This is a genomic window from Streptomyces coeruleoprunus (genome assembly GCF_039542925.1).
In the GTDB taxonomy this organism is placed as follows: Bacteria; Actinomycetota; Actinomycetes; order Streptomycetales; family Streptomycetaceae; genus Streptomyces; species Streptomyces coeruleoprunus.
Genome location: NZ_BAABIT010000001.1, coordinates 1,497,027 through 1,515,468 on the forward strand (window position 1 = coordinate 1,497,027; position 18,442 = coordinate 1,515,468).

An 18,442-nucleotide genomic window follows, 5' to 3' on the forward strand; every position below is an offset into this window, starting at 1 on the left:
TCGTCGATGCGGTGCCTTGCTGCGGTTCCCTGTATCCCTGTTCCCTCGACGCTATCACTCATGCGTGACTGTCGTCATGAGGACGCGATACGAGCCTCCTCCTTCGGGGCGTCCTCGGACGTGACCGCCTCCTGCGCGGCGAGGCGCGAGTGGCGGCGGCCGTACGCCGCGTACACCACGGCGCCGGCGGCGACGAAGGCCGCGAACTGCACCCAGGTGGTCCAGCCGGTGCCCCACATCAGGTAGAGGCAGAAGAGCACGCCCAGCAGCGGGCTCACCGGGTAGAGCGGCACGCGGAAGCGGGCCTCGGTGCCGGGGTGGCGGCGGCGCAGGCCGATGACGGCGATGTTGACGGCGGCCATGACGGCGAGGGTGCCGATGGTGGTCAGGTTCATCACGACGTCGAGCGGGACGACGGCGGCGGGGACGGCGAAGACGGCGGCCACGATCCAGGTGTTGGCGACGGGCGTGGCGGTCCTCGGGGAGATCCGCTGGAAGACGCGCGGGACGAGTCCGTCGCGGGACATGGCCATGAGGATGCGGGTCTGCCCGTACAGCACCGCGAGGACGACGGACGCGATGGCGACGACCGCGCCGAAGGCGATGACGACGCCCCCGACGGTGGATCCGGTGACGCTGTCGACGATCAGCGACAGGGCGGCGGGGCGGCCGGCGACCTCCCCGGCGGACAGGGCGCCGATGGCGGCGACCGCGACGAGGCAGTAGAGGAGGGTGACGACGCCGATGCAGACGAGGATCGCGAGCGGGATGTTCCGGCGCGGGTTCTTGACCTCCTCTCCGGCCGTGGTGATGGCGTCGAAGCCGATGTACGAGAAGAACGCGAGCGAGGCGCCCGAGGTGACCCCCGCCAGCCCGTGCGCCGCGAACGGCGAGAGGTTGTCCGAGGTGAAGGCCGTGAACGCGATGGCGCAGAACAGGGCGAGGACGGCCAGCTTCAGCACGGCCATGGCGGCGGTGGCGCGGGCGCTCTCGCGGATGCCGCGGACGAGCAGGACGGCGGCGAGGAGGATCACGACGACGGCGGGGACGTTGACGATCCCGCCCTCGCCGGGCGGCGCGGAGAGCGCGGCGGGCAGCTGCCAGCCGACGAGGCCGTCGAGGAGTTCGTTGAGGTACTGGCCCCAGCCGACGGCGACGGCGGAGACGGACACGCCGTACTCCAGCAGCAGGCACCAGCCGACGAGGAACGCGACGCGCTCGCCCAGCGTGGCGTACGCGAACGAGTAGGAGCTGCCGGACACCGGCAGGGCGCTGCCCAGCTCGGCGAACGAGAAGGCCGTGAAGACACAGGTGACGGCGGCGAGGAGGAAGGAGACGACGACCGCGGGGCCGGCTTCGGCGACGCTGTCGGAGAGGCCGACGAAGATGCCGGTGCCGACGATGGCCCCGACGCCGAAGCAGATGAGCTGGAAGAGGCCCATCGTGCGCTTGAGCCCGTGCCCCTCCCGGTCGGCGCCGGATTCGGCGATCAGCAGGGCGGGGCTCTTGATGCGCGGTCCGGTGGGACGCATGGGGTGGTTCTTCTCCGGGTGGGACGAGCGGGAGGCGGTACGCGAGTGCGGGTCGCGCACACGCGAAGGGGTCCGGGCCTGTGAGCCCGGACCCCACCAAGTGCGTCGATGCTACCCCGCACCTCGCATAAGCCCCCAATTTGCTGCATGTTTATGCCGCTGTGGTGGTGGTCACCGGGCCCGGACCCGCGAGCGTGGCGACCAGGACGGCCTTGATCGTGTGGAGCCGGTTCTCGGCCTGGTCGAAGACCACGGAGTGCGGGGACTCGAAGACCTCGTCGGTGACCTCCAGCTCGGTCAGGCCGTGACGCTGGTGGATCTCCCGGGCGACGGCCGTGCCCAGGTCGTGGAAGGCGGGCAGGCAGTGCAGGAACTTGACCCGCTCGTTCCCGGTGGCGCGCAGCACGTCCATCGTCACGGCGTACGGGGCGAGGTCGGCGATCCGCTCGTCCCACACCTCCTTGGGCTCGCCCATGGAGACCCACACGTCGGTGGCGACGAAGTCGGCGCCCCTGACGCCCTCGGCGATGTCCTCGGTGAGCGTGACGCGGGCGCCGCTGACCTCGGCCGCCTTGCGGGCCCGCGCGACGACGTCCTCGGCGGGCCAGTACGCGCGGGGCGCCACGATCCGGACGTCCATGCCGAGCAGGGCGCCGGTCACGAGGTAGGAGTTGCCCATGTTGTAGTGGGCGTCGCCCAGGTACGCGAAGGCGACCCGCTCCAGCGGCTTGTCGGCGTACTCCGTCATCGTGAGCACGTCGGCGAGCATCTGGGTGGGGTGCCAGTCGTCGGTCAGGCCGTTGTAGACCGGCACACCGGCGTGGGCGGCCAGCTCCTCGACGTGGGCCTGGCTGTCGCCGCGGTACTGGATGGCGTCGAACATCCGGCCGAGGACGCGGGCGGTGTCCTTGACGGACTCCTTGTGCCCCATCTGGGACCCGGACGGGTCGAGGTACGTGGTCGACGCGCCCTGGTCCGCGGCCGCGACCTCGAAGGCGCAGCGGGTGCGCGTGGAGGTCTTCTCGAAGACGAGGGCGATGTTCCGGCCGCGCAGCCGCCGCACCTCGGTGCCCGCCTTCTTGGCCGCCTTCAGCTCGGCGGCCAGCTCGACGAGGCCGCGGAACTCCTCGGCGGTGAAGTCCAGCTCCTTGAGGAAGTGGCGGCCGGTGAGGTCGGGGGCCATGGGCGCTCCTGGGTCGTGCGTACGGGGACGATGGAACTCTATACGACACTCGGCATTCTTATACAGACCAGGGGTGACGGCCCCGGCCCCGGGCCCGCACTCCCCCGCCGCTCCGGCTCAGGCGGCGTCCCGTTCGATCGGGCAGCTCATGCAGCGCGGGCCGCCCCGGCCGCGGCCGAGTTCGCTGCCCGGATCTCGATCACCTCGATGCCCTCGCGACGCAGGTGCGTGTTGGTGGTGACGTTCCGCTCGTACGCGATGACCACCCCCGGCTCGACCGCCAGCACGTTGCAGCCGTCGTCCCACTGCTCGCGCTCCGCCGCGTGGACGTCCTGGACCGGCGTCAGCACCCGGATCGCCGACAGGTCCAGCGCCGCCGCTATGGCGCGGTGCATGTGCTCCGGCGGATGGTCGGTGACCTTCAGCACCTGTCCGGCGTCGCCCGGTTCGATCGTGTACGAGCGGAGCATGCCGAGCCCCGCGTACTGGGTGAAGGTGTCCGGCGCCACCATCGTCATCACCGTGTCCAGGTGCATCAGCGCCCGCCGCTTCGGCATGTCCAGGGCCACGATCGTGCGGGCCGAGCCGGCCGCGAACAGCCCGCGGGCCAGCATCTCCACGGCCTGGGGCGTGGTGCGCTCGCTCATCCCGATCAGTACGGCGCCGTTGCCGATGACCAGGACGTCGCCGCCCTCGATGGTGGAGGGGAAGTCGTCCTGCCCCTCGGACCAGTGGTGGAACGAGCCGGCCTCGGGGCCGTGAACAGCGGGTGGTGTTTGTAGATGGCCTCGAAGTGGACGGTCTCCCGCCGGCGGGCGGGCCAGCGCATGGCGTTGATCGACACACCGTCGTAGATCCAGGCGGAGGTGTCGCGCGTGAAGAGGTGGTTGGGGAGCGGCGGCAGGAGGAACTCGTCCAGGTCCATCACATGGAAGCGGACCGAGGTGGGCTCGGCGTGGCCCTCCAGGAACTCACGCTTCGTCATGCCGCCGACCAGCGCCTCGACCAGTTTGCCGGTGTCCATGCCGTCGAACACGGCGCGGAGGTGGCCGGTGGCGAGGGGGCCGTACTCCTTCTCGTCGAAGACCCGGTCCAGGACGAGTTCGCGGGCGGCTGACAGCTCCAGCGCCTCGCGCAGGAGGTCGCCGAAGAGGTGGACCTCGACACCGCGGTCCTTGAGGACGTCGGCGAAGCCGTCGTGCTCCTGGCGCGCCCGCCGCACCCACAGCACGTCGTCGAAGAGCAGGGCGTCCTTGTTGCTGGGGGTGAGCCGCTTCAGCTCCAGATCCGGGCGGTGCAGGATGACGCGGCGCAGCCGCCCGGTCTCGGAATCGACATGGAATCCCATTCCCCCATCCTGGCCGAGCGGCGCGACGGGCGCGCCCCTTCAGGACAAGTAGCGGAACGACAGCACGATGACCGCCGCGATGGCGAGCAGGATGAAGCCGAAGACGGTCGCGACGAAGATGTACGGGCTGCGGCCCGGACCCCCGTCCTGTACGCGGTCCGGGGAACGGTCCCGGGCCCGGTGGTCCTGGGACCGGTGGTCCGCGGTGCGGTGGCGTTCCGGTGGCGGCTCCGGGGTCCGGCCTGCGGGTGCCCGGTCCTCCGGGAGGCGGTGTGCGGGCGGGGCCTTGGGGCGGGCCGGCGGTGGCTGGGGAGCCGAACGGCCCGGCCCTCGGTGGGCGGGCGACGGCGCGGCCGCGGGGGCACCGCCGTCACGTGCCGCCCTCAGCAGGGCCTGCCACGTCACTTCGGGGAGACCGGGCTCCGGGCTGTCGGTGATCTGTGCCACGGCCGCCCGCGCGGCCCGGTCCCGGCTCGCGTACAGCTCCGGAAGCAGCTGGGTCAGCCGCACGATCACTCGCATGTCGTCGAGCTGCGGGCGGACGGCCCACCGGTAGACCGCGGCGGCGTTGGCGGCCCGCACGTCGCCGCCGGGGTCGCCGGGGCCCGCGTCGGCGAGGAACAGCCCCCCGGCGAGAAGGGTCATCGCCAGCTCGGTGCGGCGCGTGCGGCCCCAGGAGGGCCAGCGCGCGGCCGCCTCCGCCATCAGCAGGGTCAGCGTCTCGTAGGGGAGGCCCTCGACGGCCAGGGCGCGCAGCAGTTGGTCGTCCGGCGCGGCGGCGACGGCCGCCGGTTCGGGGAGGCTGCCGGCGTCGGCCGCGAGGTCCCGGCCACGGGCCCACCGCAGACGCGGCAGGCGCGTCCACCTCTGGAGCGGTCCGCCGGGTGGGGGTCCGTCCCACTCGGGCCGCACCACTGCGAGGGGTCCGGGGTCGCCGCGGCCCACCAGGGGCGCACGGCGCGCGTCCTCGCCGTCCCGGCCCTCGCGGGGCCCGGCGCCGTCGCCCTGGCGGGTTCCGGACGGCCTCCCGTACGCGGACGGGGCCGGGTCCTGGCCGGGACGAGGCCCGTACCCCTCGCCGTGGCCAGGTCCCGACGACCCCTCGTACGAGGACGTGGCGCCGTCTCCGGTGTATCCGGCCGGGTGGTCGCCGGTGCGACGCCCGGCGCGTTCGTCGTGGCCGAGTCCGGGCGACCCTCCGTAAGGGGAGGAGGAAGCGCCTTCGGCGCGCGCGGTCATGTCCCGCCCGGCGCCGGGGCCCTCGCCCCGGCCGAAGCCGGACCGGCCGCCGTACGCGGCGTCCGTCCCCGGCCGGGCACCCTGGTCCGGCACCGCGCCGGAACGGGGTTCGACACCCCGGCCGTCCCCCGGGCCCGAGCGGCGTGGGTACGCGTCGGCGGTTCCGTCCTCGCCGTAGCCCGGCCACCGGTCGTCGCGCGCCCCCGGCTCGGGCCGGTCGCCGGGGCCCGGACGACTGCCGTACGCCGACGGGTCGTCGGCGCCGAAGTCGGGCTCGCCGGGGGCCGCGCGGCCCCCGCGTCCCGCAGCCGGCACGGCGCGGGCGCTGCCCTCATGCCCGTCGGCCCCTGAACCCGGCGACACCCCGTAGCCGGAGCCCTCCCCGTACCCCTCGGAACCCGGAGCGGGCCGCGTCCCGTAGCCCGAGCCCTCCCCGTACCCCTCGGAACCCGGACCGGACCGCGTCCCGTAGCCGGAGCGCGAGCCCTCCCCGTACCCCTCGGAACCCGGACCGGACCGCGTCCCGTAGCCGGAGGGCGAGCCGCCCTCGTAGCCGTCGGAACCCGTTCCGGGCCACGCGCCCTCCGTGGCGCCGCGCCCCGGCCGCGGGTCGCGTCCGTCGGCGCCGGAGGCGTCCGGGTCGCGCGGCACGGGGCCGACACCCGGACCGGCGTCCCGCCCATACCGAGAACCCGCCCCGGCACCGGAAGCATCCGCCTCGCCCGGCACGGGGCCGGCGCCCGGGTCCCGGCCGTACCGGGGCCCCGCCTCGGCGCGCGAAGCCCCTTCCCCTCCTGCCACGGGGTCGGCCCCCGAGCCCGCGTCCCGCATGTACCAAGGGTCGTCCTCGCCACGCGAAGCACCCGCCTCGCCCGACCCGGGACGAGCGCCCGGGCCAGGGTCCCGGTCCTCCCGCAGTCCCGCCTCGGCACCGGGGGCACTCGCCTCCCCCGCCACAGGGCCGGCCCCCGAACCGGCGTCCCGCATGTACCAGGGGTCACCTCGGGTCCCGACGCCCCCGTCTTCCCCGGCACGGAACCAGCACCCTGACCGGCGTCCCGCCCATGGCGAGAGCCCGCTCGGGGCCCGCGCCGCCCGCCCCGCCCGGTGCGGCGCCGGGGCCGTACCCCGCCACGTGACGGTCCGTGGGCCCCGCGCCGTACCCGGCTCCCTGCCCGCTTCCCGCTCCCCCGCCGGAGCGGGGCCTGTCCCCGGCGAAGGCCGCGTCCGGCGTGCTCTCTTGTCCAGGGCCAGGAGGGCCCGTTCCGCCAGGGGCAGGAGTGGGGTCCTGCCGGGGACCGCGCCATGGCGGGCCGCGACCGTGCGGAGCATCGCGCCGACCTCGTACTCCTCGTGCAGGTGGCGCTGGACCAGGTGGTGGGCGATCTCCTCGGCGTGGTCGCCGTGGCGTTCCGCGGGGTCCGCGCGGCGGCGGGCGCTGTTGCCGGACGCCTCGCCCGTCCAGCGGCTGACGAAGACGAACCGCACCTGGTCGGTCTCGGCCGTGTCGTGCGTGGCGAACGTCCACCGCTTGTCGATGTAGTCGCCGAAGATGCCGTGCAGGCCCCACAGGACGCGGCAGGCCGCGCGGCCGGTCGGGTCCAGGAGGGTGTAGCCGGCGGTGGGGTGGCGCAGGAACTCGGCGACGGCACCGGTCAGTTCGGACCGGGTCTCCTCCAGGCCGTGCGTGAGGAGGGCGGCGCCCTCGTCGGCCGCGGGGTGCAGGACGGACTCGGGTACGGGGTCCAGTTCGCCGCGCCCGCGGGCCAGGGCGGCGTCGGCGCCCTCCCAGCGCCAGGTGTGCAGGCCCAGGCAGGTGGCGGGGTCGAGGACGCCGGCCGGGCCCAGCAGGGCGTGGCACACGGTGCTGGCCCGGCCGCCCGCGCCGCGCCACGGCGCCCGGTGCACCAGCAGGACGAGGTCGCCGCGCTCCAGGCGCAGCAGTGCGGGCCTGGTGGCCTCGCCGGTGGCCCGCAGGAGCGGGCCGGTGCCGCGGAACACGGAGTCGGCCGTCTCGGCGGGGCACGACCAGGCGACCGGGCCGAAACCGGTGGTGCCCGAGACGTTGTCGCTGTCCCAGCGGAAGACGATCTGGTCCACCACCCGGTGTTGACGGGTCATCAGATGCCTACCTCTCCCGGCTCCACTCCCGGCAGGAGCCCGCACATGGCGAAGATCGACAGCAGGGGCGCCAGCACACGGCGGGGCCGCACCCCGTGCGGAAAGTGGTCGCCCCTCGCCTGGCCGCCCGTCGCCGCGACGAAGTGCAGCGTGCACCGGGCGCAGTCGTCGAACGGCTTCAGCCAGGCCGCGCTGGCGTGCTGGGCGACGAAGGTGTGCACGTCACGGCTCTCCTCGTGGACCGCCGCGGGCCGGTACTCGGGCGGCATGGCGCCGCCGAGCCAGCGGTCTACGGCGGGCTCGACGCGCACGAGGTCGCTCTTGTTGACGGCGATCGCCGCCGGGGCGGCGACGTACGGGCCGCGCCGGGGGATCCGGTTGAGGACCGTGGTGAACGCCTCGTCGCCCAGGTCGCGCCGGCGCAGCCCGTTCATCTCGCGCACCGGGTCGAGGGCGGGCAGCCGCAGCGCCCGCAGCGGGTCGAGGACGAAGATGAACGCGTCCACGCCCATCAGGAACCGGGTCACCTCGCCGTCCTGCGCCAGGTCCTCGCCCGCCAGGTCGAAGAAGACGACGGGCCGGGTGTCCCCACGGCCGGTGACGAGGAGCCCGTCGGCGAACCGGGCGAACGTCTGCTGGCCGGTCTGGGCCAGCTGCCTGCCCTGCTGGAGGCTCTGCACCCGCTCCCGCAGGAACGTGCGGTGGGTGTCCGGGTTCAGCGGCAGGCAGGTGAGTCCGTACTGCTTCAGGGCGCCCTGCTCGACCTCGCCCAGCATCGCGGCGAGCAGGTGCGTCTTGCCGACGCCCGAGCTGCCGACGAGGGCGATCGACAGGGGCCTGCCGTGCGTGAGGTAGGGCACGGGCAGCTCGTGCAGCTGGTCCCGTCGGCGTGCGGGCACAGTTGGAACGCCTTGCGCTCCAGGTCGGCGAGGTGGGCCGGGTTGTGCACGGTGCTCAGGTCGAGGGGGATGCGGTCGCCCTTGTGGTCGATGGTGACGAGCCGGGTCATGTCGTAGACGACCGGGAGCAGGCAGTGCGGGCAGAGGCGTTCGGGGTCCGGGTCGGCGTCGGAGGGGACGAGGTACGGCGGGAGGGCGGGGGCGAACGCGGTGCCGAGCCCGCCGGGCCCCTGCGTGCCGGTGTCGGGCACCTCCGGGAGGGCCGGTGTGCCGCTCCCCCGGCCGCGCAGCCAGCCGACCCTGCGGGCCGGCGGCGGCTGCGGTGGCGCCTCCCGGAGCGGCCGCTGCGGGAGGATGTCGGCCCGCTTGCGGGCCATTTGGCCGTCGTAGTCGGTGTGACCCCGGGCCGGGCCGTCGTCGTCGCCACCACCGACGGTCAGGGCGAGCGGGTCGGGGACGTTCAGCAGCCGCATCAGTTCCGTGGGGGCCCGGCGCCCGGAGGCGAGGGGCGCGAAGGCGCCCCCGTGGTCGAGCGCGGCCAGCAGGCGGAAGTCGGCGAGGTCGGCGGGCGGCCCCGCGCCCCGGTCCGGCCGGCCCGCGAGCAGGAAGTAGCCGAGCTGGGCCACCGACCACAGGTCGTCGCGGGGGTCGGCCGCGCCGATGCCGTCGCGCTGCTCGGGCGAGGCCCACGGCGCGGCACCGAACGGCACGCGCCGCTCCCCCGCCCTGGTCGCCGCGTACGGCTCGGACAGCCGTACGTGCCGGCCGTCCCAGCGGACGGTGTCCGGGCCGATGGCGCGGTGCACGAGCCCGGCCGCCTCCAGCAGCCGCACGGCGAGGACGAGTTGGGCGACGACCTGGTGCTGCTCCTCGACGCCCAGGGTCCCGGCGTGCGCGCCGACGGGTTCGCCGTCGGCGACGCGGTAGAGGACGAACGGCTCGGGCGCCTCCAAGTCGTAGCCGACGACGCGGGTGAACACCTCGCCGTACCGTTCGGGACCGTAGCGGCGCTCCAGGGCGACGGCCGCGGCCGCCTCCCGTTCGAGGGCGCCGTGCGTGTCGGGGTCGCCGGTCGCGGAGGCGGGGATGCGGTACTGGAGGACGGTCCAGTCGACGCCCAGCGTCACGCGGCGGGCCAGCCGCGCGGGCCGCCCGGGCACCTCGCGGTCCGGGCCGAACCGCGCCCCGAAGCGCAGCCTTTCCCCCTTGTGGGTGAGGAAGGACAGCTCCTCCTCGGCGTACGGGTTCATCATGCGGCTCCGCCCTCCTCGCGGACGGTACGGACGGCGTCGGTGCGCAGCGGGACGAGGTCGAGCACGCCCGCGTGGCGCCCGGCGGGCGTCCACACCACCTCGTCCGCGTATTCGGCGAGGGTCCGGTGGGCACCGTGGTGGTCGCCGCGCGGGTCGTCGGCCCCGGTGCCGCGGCGGAACGCCTCCGGGACGAAGCGGACCCTGCGTACCGCGACCGGGTCGTGCGACAGCAGCCGCCGGTGCTGCGGCCCGCACAGCGGCACCGTCCGGTCGGCGCCGTTCTCGGGGGCCAGCACCTCGGCGATCCGGTCGGGCGCCACGCCGGTCAGCCGGGCGGCGTCGGGGCGCTGTTCGGGGTGGCGGTCGTACGGGGACGGGGAGGTGGCCGCGTCGCGCAGGAGGCGGCCGTGCACCTCGTCGAGCACGTCGTGCATGGGCCCGTCGAGCGGGATGCGGCCCGCGCGGACCGGGTCCCGCTCGACGCGCGCCCAGCAGGGCGTGAGGATGCGGCCGGTCCCGGCGAGCAGGTCGGCGACGAGCGTGTCGACGAGGTCGGGGCCGCCGTCGCCGCGTTCCCGCTCCAGCCAGGGCGGGTCGTCGGAGACGACCGGCCGCCACTCCTCGACGGCCAGGGACTCCAGCGGCGCGGCGACGGGCTCCGCGTACGGGGTCGCGCCGGCCGGTACGGCGTCGTACCAGCCGTCCCCGGCGGAGCTGTCGCTCCAGGTGTCCCAGCCCCACGGCTCCGCGGCGCCGCCGTCCTCGCCGGGCGGCGGCAGCGGCGGCGCGGCCGGCTCCTGCGGGCGGGACGCGCCGTCCGGCCCGGGTGCGTACGCCTCGTACGCCTCGGCGGTGGCGGCCATGCCGCGCAGCAGGACGGCGACCGCCCCCGCGGCGTCCGAGCAGTGGTGGCGGGCGTCGGCGAACAGCCAGTCGTGGACGGCGGTCTCGGCCAGGAGCCGGTCCGTGCCGGTGACGACACGGCCGGCGTACTCGGCGTCCGTGCGCCGCCACCAGTCGTCGACGGCGAGCGTCCAGTCCCGTACGGCGACGAGGACGACGGCCGCGACCGCGAGCAGCGCGAGGCACAGCCCGCCCAGCCGGGCAGGCCCAGGGCGAGCCCGGCCGACGCGCCGAGGAGACCGCCCACGAGCCCGCCGGCGAACCGGGGGCCCGCGCCGGTGACGGCGTCGCCGTCGAGCCGCCCGTCGGGCGAGCGGTTCGGTCGGTGGCGGCGCATCAGCAGCGCGAGACCGCCGGCGAGGAGCCCGGTGGCCGGGCCCAGGGCCCAGCCGCTCCCCGGCCAGAGCCCGGCCACGAAGGCCGGGGCGGCGGCGAGTACGGCGCCCACGGCGGGCGTCCGCCCGCGACGAAGGCCGGCGGCCGCTCCAGGTGGCGCAGATACGCCGGGGGGCAGAGTTCGTCGAGCCGTGCCAGGCGGACCGCGCTGCCGCGCGGGGCGGAGCGGCCCGACAGGGCGGCGAGGCCGGGACGCCGCCGACCGCAGAGGCAGCCGGCGGGCGAGCAGCCCCTGGGTGAAGTCGCGCAGGGCCGGGAACGACCCGGGTGCGGGACGCCTCCGAGGCTCGGGCAGCTGGATGCCCCGCTCCAGGAGCCGGGCGCGCCGGTCCGGCGTGAGCCGCCCGCCGCCCCCGCCGCCCCCGTCGTCGAACGCGGCGGCGACGGTGTCGCGGTAGCGGCCCAGGGCCTGGCCCAGGTCCCACAGGCGGCTCGGCAGGTCGAGGCGGCGGGTGCCGGCCGTGCCGAACAGCCCGGCGGCGCCCCGGATCCGGCGGTGCGCGTCGCACACCTCGGCCAGGGCGTCGTCGCAGGCGCGGTGGCGGAGGTCGGCCGGGCCGTTCGGGACGAGCCAGGGGTGGCTCTCCAGACCGCTCGGCACGGAGTCGTCGAGGAGCACGGCCAGTTCGGCGGGTACGCCGTCGCCGGGGCCGGTGCCGGGCACGTCCTGGCCGGTGAGGCTGTCGACGGCCTGCTTCCAGGCGCGGGTGCGGCCCTCGTCGGTCAGGTCGTGCTCCACGACCCGTACGGCGGGGACGGCGACGCCGTGCACGACGTTGCCGAGCGCGCCGAGCACCGCGTCGAACACCTCGGGCGCGGTGAGGAGTTCGACGAGCGGGCGCAGCGCGTCGCCGTACGCGTCGGCGTCGGCGTCGATGCGCGGGTCCGGCAGCCACAGCACGCCGGCGGCGGGCGGCCGCAGGGTGAGCGGGCGCCGCAGGACGCGGTCCTCGGGGCTGCCCACGGCCAGGCAGACGACTTGGGCTGGGCCGTACGCGTGGAGCTGTTCGTACAGGAGTTGGTGGGCGACGAGCCGGGTGGCGTCGTCGACGACGAGGAACCGCCGCTCGTCGCCGCGCTGCGGGGCGTCCAGGGCGGCGCGGACGGCCTCGACGGCGGCGAGGGACGGGCCGCGGCCGGGGAGACCGCTGCCGGAGAGGCTGCCGTCGGGCGGGCCGTCGCGGAACTGGCCGTCGCCGGAGCGACCGTAGCCGGGAAGGACGCCGCCTCGGGGGTCGTCGCCCCGCAGGTCGTCGCGAAGGCCACCGGAGGGGCCGTCGCCCGGCAGGCCGGCGCCCCCGTGGAGGTCGCCGGAGGGGCCGTCGTCCGGGCCGGGCCCGGCGGGTCGGCCGGGCTGCGGGAAGCCGGCGTCCGGGTCGGCGGGCGCGTGGTGGCGGAACGGGCGCAGGTCGACGCAGACGGCGTGGGTGGGCGGGCGGTAGTACGGGGTGGCGCCCGTGGACTCGCTCGGGTTCACTCCTCGTCACCGTCCAGGTCCCAGTCCCAGGGGTAGGCCGAGTGGCCGGTACCGGTGCCGTTCGCCGTGGTCGCGCCGATGCCGGAGCGGTCGTCCCGGTCGGGCTTCGGGTCCCGGTCGGGGCCCGGTCCGGGGTCCGCCACGGCCTCGCGGCGCGGCTCGGGCACGGCCTCGTGGCGGGGCTCCGCCTCGGGCGCGGTCCGGTCGCGGCTCTCGTCGCGCCGGTACCGCTGGTGCAGGGCCGCCAGGTTGTGCCGCGTGGGGCGGGAGGCTCCGGGGAACCGCATGGTGAGCGCGCCGGGCAGGGTGTGCTGCCAGAAGTGGCGCAGCGGGGCCAGCCACTCCTCGTCCTCCTCCCCGTACCGCCGGGACAGCTCGTCGATCCGGTCGAGCTGGCGGGGCGCGACCTGCTCGACGAAGGTGAGGAACAGCGGCGACGGGGCGACGGGCGTGGTGGACAGGCCCACCGGGGCGGCGCTCATGAGGCGTTCGCAGAACGCGCCGATGATCTGGCCCTCGTCGAGGAGCGCCCAGCGCTCGTAGGCCCGCAGGAGCCCGGCCCAGCTGGACAGGGAGCCGTCGAAGGGCTCCAGGCGCAGGGCCATGGTGGCGGAGTCGCCGTCCTGGAGGCGGATGCGGACCAGCTCGGGCGAGGCGGCGGGGCCCTCGTGCTCGACGTGGCCGTTCCACATGGCGCACAGGATGCGGTGCAGGATCCGCTGCCGGTCGTCCTCGGTGCTGACCAGCCAGTCGTCGCGGTGGCCGAGCCGCTGGCGCCAGTGGAGGAAGTCGTCGGCGCCGCCCGCGTCGCGGGCGTCCGACCAGAGCTGGAGGACCTGGCGCACCTCGGAGATGTCGGTGAGGCTCATGCCGCTGCGGAACAGCACGACGGTGATGGACTCGGTGTCGACAGCGCGGAACTCGCGCTCCCCGCGGGCCGGCAGGTTGAGCTCCTGGCCCAGGAACTCGGCGGCCCGGCCGTCGGACTCGCTCTCCGGGTGCGCGATGAGGACCTTCAGCGGGCCGCTGCCGTCGGGTGTGAAGCCGACCGGGAGGAGCCCCGCCAGCTGCGAGCGGAACTGCTCCAGCCAGCGCGGGTCGACCTTGGCCGCGGCGTTCTCGTCGCCGGCCGCGGCGCGGAGCAGGAGCGCCATCGGCGGCAGCAGCGGCCGCTCGTACAGGGTGTCGTCGGCCTCGCCGAAGAGCCGTTTGACGCGCCGCTCGACGACCTGCTTGATCTCCTTGACGGCGGCGCCGTGGGAGCGGCGCAGGGCCTCCAGGCCGTCCCGCCAGTCGTCCGGGCGGACGAGGACGGACAGCAGCCCGGCCGGGTCGGTGTTCTGCGCCAGGGCCTCGCTGCGCACGAGCCGGTCGAGGACGTCGTCGTAGAAGGCCCGCAGGGAGTTCTGCGGGGGCAGCAGGTAGCAGACGCCGGTGCGGTCGTCGCGGTACAGCTCGCGGCGGCGGTCGGAGAAGGCCTTCGCCTCGCCCTCCTCGTGGGCGCGCAGGGCGCGTACGAGTTCGCCCACCGCCTTCAGGGCCCGGTTCAGGGGCGGACGCCACTGCGACTCGCCGGACTGCCAGGCGCGGTGCCACAGGCAGTTGACGCGCCACCGGTACCAGTCGTCCTGGTCGGCGAGGGCGCTCTGCACGTCGGGGTCGCCCCAGCGGGCCGGTACGAGGCCGCCCGCGCCGCCCTTGATGCGGGGCACCTGGGGCGGGCCCTGCTGGACGTGCGGCGGGCGGGCCGGCTCGCCCTTGCGGTTGTCGAGCATGCCGGCGAAGCCCTTCTCGGCGACCGGCTCCGGGTGCCCGGGCAGCCCGGCCAGGACGCGCTCCAGCTGGAACGGGCCGATGATGCCGATGAGTTCGCGCGCGGCGGTGAGGGGCCGGAAGTCCTCGACGAGCCGGGGCACGTCCCGCGCCAGGTCGCGTTCGAGGCGCTGCAGGGCGTCCTCCATGTCGGCGCGGCGGTTGTGCAGCGCCTGCATGATGGCCCTGCTGCCCCTGGGCAGCTGTTCGGGGTCGGGCACGGCGGGCGCGGGCCTGGTCCACAGGGGGCCGATGCCCGACCGCTCGAAGAACTCCACCACCCGGTCGGTGCCGTCCTTGGCCGGCCGGCGGGCTCGGTCGTCGAGGCCGCGCACGGCGTGGGCGAGGAGCCGGGCGGCCACGATCTCGGCGAGGTCGTCGACCGGGACGGTGAGGGACGCGGCCAGGCTGGTGGACATGCCGCGGTAGCCGATGCCGGAGCGGGCGGGCGTGGAGCGCTCGACGCTCTTGTTGATGAAGCTGGCGGCGAACGACTGGTAGTCGTCGCTGCGCCCGTTGCCGTTGGTGTCGTTCTTGAGTTCCGTGCCGATGAGCGACATGACCATCGCGGTGATGGAGCGGCGCAGGTCCTCGGGGCGGATGACGGACGGCTTGCTGAACAGGAACGCGGTCTGCACGGTGGACGGGCGCAGCGCGACGACGCCCTCGCCCGGGTAGCGGACGCCGAGCCGGCCGCGCTGCTGGACGTCGCCGACGTCGGACTGGGCGTCCGGCACGTTCTGGTCGTCGACCAGCCGGGAGAGGTCCACCAGGGCGCGGGCCGCGTTGAGTTCGGCCTCGCGGCCGCCGCCCGCCTCGGGCGGGAACGCCGAGGGCATGACGACGAGCGGGTAGATCTTCACGCCGGGCACCTTGGCGCTGCGGAACTCGTGTCCGATCAGGTGCAGGAAGTCGTAGTAGATGCCGGCGCCGGTGCCGCCCGCTACCGAGAACGCCACGAACACGTCGCAGCCCCGGATCCGGCCGCCGCCGAGGCGCTGGAGGTCGCCCGCGGCCGCGCCGATCGTGCCGATCGCGGCGCGCAGCTGGCGCAGCACGGGCTCCAGGCCGGCCCGCAGGGTGGCGAACAGGGCGGCGCGGCCCACGGTGGGCAGCTGTCCGGCGCCGTTGGAGAGGGGGCGACCCGGGCTGGCGGACCTGGGGCGGCAGCCAGTCGCGGGTCTCGCCGGGGACGGCGATGCGCAGCATCCGCGTCACCTCGGGCGAGCTGTCGTAGTCGCCGGGCAGCAGGTCGCGGATCATCCGCGACGTGCGGGCGTAGGCGGCTGCCTCGGCGCCCTTGGCGCTGAACTGCGGCTGCCCCAGCAGGTCGCCCTCGCTGAAGTCCGCGTACACGAACTGCAGGCAGTCGGGCAGCTGGAAGGGGACGCGCCGGCCGCCGTCGACGAGCTTGGTCCCGTCGGGGCCGCAGAGTTCGCGGCGCAGGCCGCGCTCGAGTTCGGTGCCGATCCGTCCGCCGGTGCCGCCCAGGCCGACGAAGAGCATGGGCTGGTAGATCTTCATTGCGTATTCCGTCTCCCTCGGGGCGTGCGGCCCCTTCGTGCCGTGACTCGGGCTCGGCCGTCCTCAGAAGCGCGGGTCCCAGTGGCCTCCTCCGGCGGTCCGTTCACCGGATCCACCGGATCCGCCGTGTCCCTGGGGGTCGTCGCCCCCGGCTCCGGGCCGGGACCAGGGCCGCTGCTCGGGCCCCATGCCGTCGGCGGGGTCACCGCCGCGGCCACGGGTACGGTCCCCGTCCCGGCCGCGGCGCCCGAGGCCCAGGCGCTGCCACCAACTGCCGCCGCTGTCGGGGCGGTTGCCGTCATCGCTCCGGTCCGGGTCCCGCGGCGCGCCCGGCTCGGGCTCGCCGTACCGGACCGTGCCGGGTTCCGTCATGTCGGGCGAGGGTGAGCCGTACCGGGACGCGCCGGAACCGGAGGCGCCGTACCGGTCCGCGCCGTACTGGTCCGCGCCGAACCGGTCCGCGCCGAAGCCGGACGCGTCGGGGCCGGACGCGCCGAACCCGGACGGGCGGAACCGGGACGTGCCGGACCCCGCGGAGCCGGCCCGGGACGTCGTGGCCCTCCGGTCGTGGACGACGAGCGACAGCCCGTCGTCGAGCCCCGCCTCCTCGCCCGCCCGCACGGACTGTTCCCGCGACCCGTACGGGCGCAGGCGCAGCTCGCCGCTTCCCGTGCGGCGCAGCAGGTGGGCACCGGAGGCACCGCCCCGGGCCCGCTGGACCGCCGGGGCGTGGCCCCGCGCGTCCTGCACGGTGAAGCGGTACTCGCCGCCGGTGGCCCCGGCCCGGATGGTGTGCCGGTCCACCGGCCGGCCGTCCCGCAGCAGTTCCAGTTCGACGCCCGTCAGGTCGCGCCGCCGGCCGCGGGCCCGCAGCCGTACGGCCACGACCGCGCCCACGGCCAGCACCACGGCCGCCAAGCCGACGACGTACGCCTTCCAGCGGTCCCACCAGGTGGGCGGCGCCTCGACCACCACGTTCAGGTGCAGGCCCTTCAGGGGGCGTCCCCGGTCGGTGGTGTCGACGGCGACGACCTTGCCGGCCACCTCGCCGAGCGGCACGTCCGCGCCGAAGTCCAGGGCGAACGGCACGCTGTCCTGCTTGCCCGGCTCCACAGTGACGGTGGCCGGGCTGATCTTCAGCCGTGTGCCGGGCGCCAGGTCCTCGAGGGCGAGCCGCAGGGTGTGCGGGGCCTCGTCGTTGTTCGTGACGGTCAGGGTGCCGTGGACCGTGTCTCCGGGGTGGACGGTGGCCGGATCGAGCGTGAGGCCCGCCTTGACGGGCGGGTTGACCTCGCTGACCCAGGCGTGCAGGGGCCGCTTGTCGGAGGTGACGCCGGGCGCGGCCATCAGCGTGGTGAGTTCCAGGGCGCCGGTGGCCGACGCCGGGACGGTGACCGTGCCGGTGAACCGCACGTCGGACGCGGTACGGTCCGGGGCGCGGCCGTCGTCGGCGAGGGCCAGGTCCAGGGGTGCCGCGAAGCCGTCGCCGGTCATCCGGGCCGAGACCTTCAGCCCCGCCAGCTGGCGGGGGTCGGTGATGACGACACCGCGCCGGGTCTGCATCCGTGCCTCGACGACGACCTGTTCGCCGGGCCGGGGCGAGGCCGGGTCGAGGGTGACCGTGGAGCTGAGCCGGCCCTGCCAGATGACCCGGGCGGCGACCTCACGGCCCTGGTGGCCCTTGGGCGCCTCGACGTGGGCGCGCCAGCGGCCGGGCAGCGGGTTCTTCACGCGCAGCGCCTCCACCGGGCCGTCCTGGCCGCTCAGTTCGAAGGTGGAGCCGTCGAACGTGCCCTGCGTGGGCACCTTGCGGCCGCGTGGGTCGTAGTACGTGACCGTGACCGCGGGGTCGTGCTTGCTGACGGTGATGGATCCGTCGGTGGCGATGGGCGGGATCTCGACGCCCAGGTCGGCGGGGATCCTGCCGACGGCCGGGGGGCCCACCTGGGCGCAGCGGGCGGCGGCGAAGACCTCCTGCAGCGCCTTGTCGATCTCCGCTGCCCCGGACACGACGCGCATGCGCGGCCGGGCGGACGGCCTGTCGGCGCAGCCGTCCCGGTAGCCGCCCTCGGCCATGGCGGTGAGGGCGGCCCGGTCGATCTCTCCGCCGAAACCGAGGGGCCAGATCTGGACTTTCTCGCGGCGGGCGCGGGCGAGTTCCTCGGTCAGCCGCTTGGCGCCGTTGGCCTGCCGGGCGGCCGGGTCCGTGCCGTACTCGGGGCTGTCGCGCACGTCGAGCCTGCCGTCGGTGAGCAGGAAGACGAGCTTGGGCCTGCCGCCCTCGGCCTTCTCCGTGAGGCGGTCGACGGCCTGGCGCAGCGCGGCCGGGAAGTCCGTGCCGGGGCCCATGCGGGCCGGGTCGCGGCGCGACAGCTGCTTGACGCAGTCGCTGAGGTGCTGGCGGCCCGCCGCGTCGGCGACGGTGAGCGGACAGACCTCGCGGACGGGCGACTGGCCGGGCTTCTCGGAGCTGCCGAAGCCGATGACGGTGGCCCGGGAGCGCTCGGATATCTCGCCCTGGGCGAGGAGGGCGGCCGCCTCGACCTCCCGGGCCAGGTCGCGGTCCGGGAGGCTCTTGGACTGGTCGACGACGACGGCGAAGTCGAGGGGGTCGGCGCCCTCGGCGGTGCTGGTCACCGCGGTGGGGGCGAGGCGGGGGGCCTGCGGCGGGGACACCATGGCCAGGACGGTCAGTCCGGTGGCCAGGGCGAGGGCGCCGCGGGTCCATCTCGGCGGGGTCAGTCGCATCGTTCTC

General features: G+C 75.5%; 11 protein-coding genes and 1 pseudogene. 1 reads left to right on the forward strand and 11 read right to left on the reverse strand.

The window, feature by feature from the left end; all coding sequences use genetic code 11:
* Positions 1-74: 74 nt before the first annotated feature.
* From ABEB09_RS06505 to ABEB09_RS06535, 8 genes are all read right to left on the reverse strand, one after another.
* On the reverse strand, positions 75-1,532 hold the full coding sequence (locus ABEB09_RS06505) for an amino acid permease (protein WP_345687995.1): 1,458 nt from the start codon (positions 1,530-1,532) through the stop codon (positions 75-77).
* 151 nt (positions 1,533-1,683) lie between these two features.
* Positions 1,684-2,715: an ornithine carbamoyltransferase gene (gene argF, locus ABEB09_RS06510; RefSeq protein WP_345687997.1), complete on the reverse strand. Its 1,032-nt coding sequence runs from the start codon at positions 2,713-2,715 to the stop codon at positions 1,684-1,686.
* Positions 2,716-2,861: 146 nt separating this feature from the next.
* Positions 2,862-3,413 (reverse strand): arginine deiminase family protein, encoded by a 552-nt coding sequence (locus ABEB09_RS34875; protein ID WP_425580061.1) that lies wholly within the window; start codon positions 3,411-3,413, stop codon positions 2,862-2,864.
* Complete coding sequence (locus tag ABEB09_RS34880) at positions 3,368-4,063, reverse strand: arginine deiminase family protein (RefSeq protein WP_425580043.1); 696 nt, start codon at positions 4,061-4,063, stop codon at positions 3,368-3,370. The genes ABEB09_RS34875 and ABEB09_RS34880 overlap by 46 nt, the downstream gene beginning before the upstream one ends.
* 39 nt (positions 4,064-4,102) lie before the next feature.
* Complete coding sequence (locus ABEB09_RS06520; protein WP_345687999.1) at positions 4,103-7,423, reverse strand: hypothetical protein; 3,321 nt, start codon at positions 7,421-7,423, stop codon at positions 4,103-4,105.
* Complete coding sequence (locus ABEB09_RS06525) at positions 7,423-8,283, reverse strand: hypothetical protein (protein WP_345688001.1); 861 nt, start codon at positions 8,281-8,283, stop codon at positions 7,423-7,425. The genes ABEB09_RS06520 and ABEB09_RS06525 overlap by 1 nt, the downstream gene beginning before the upstream one ends.
* A complete protein-coding gene (locus ABEB09_RS06530; RefSeq protein WP_345688003.1) occupies positions 8,169-9,575 on the reverse strand; it encodes a serine/threonine-protein kinase in 1,407 nt (468 codons plus the stop codon). Before ABEB09_RS06530 ends, ABEB09_RS06525 begins: the two co-directional genes overlap by 115 nt.
* On the reverse strand, positions 9,572-10,438 hold the full coding sequence (locus tag ABEB09_RS06535) for a hypothetical protein (RefSeq protein WP_345688005.1): 867 nt from the start codon (positions 10,436-10,438) through the stop codon (positions 9,572-9,574). Before ABEB09_RS06535 ends, ABEB09_RS06530 begins: the two co-directional genes overlap by 4 nt.
* A 932-nt stretch (positions 10,439-11,370) precedes the next feature.
* Here ABEB09_RS06535 and ABEB09_RS06540 point away from each other — a divergent pair.
* Positions 11,371-12,387, forward strand: a complete 1,017-nt coding sequence (locus ABEB09_RS06540; protein WP_345688007.1) for a hypothetical protein — start codon at positions 11,371-11,373, stop codon at positions 12,385-12,387.
* Here ABEB09_RS06540 and ABEB09_RS06545 read toward each other — a convergent pair.
* The 3 genes and pseudogenes from ABEB09_RS06545 to ABEB09_RS06555 form a co-directional block, all read right to left on the reverse strand.
* Positions 12,348-15,269: a tubulin-like doman-containing protein gene (locus ABEB09_RS06545; protein WP_345688009.1), complete on the reverse strand. Its 2,922-nt coding sequence runs from the start codon at positions 15,267-15,269 to the stop codon at positions 12,348-12,350. The two genes, ABEB09_RS06540 and ABEB09_RS06545, sit on opposite strands and share 40 nt — an antisense overlap.
* Positions 15,270-15,354: 85 nt before the next feature.
* Positions 15,355-15,687, reverse strand: a pseudogene (locus ABEB09_RS06550) (tubulin-like doman-containing protein); the annotation flags it as partial.
* A 63-nt stretch (positions 15,688-15,750) separates the two neighbouring features.
* A complete protein-coding gene (locus tag ABEB09_RS06555) occupies positions 15,751-18,435 on the reverse strand; it encodes a VWA domain-containing protein (RefSeq protein WP_345688011.1) in 2,685 nt (894 codons plus the stop codon).
* Between the last annotated feature and the right edge of the window lie 7 nt (positions 18,436-18,442).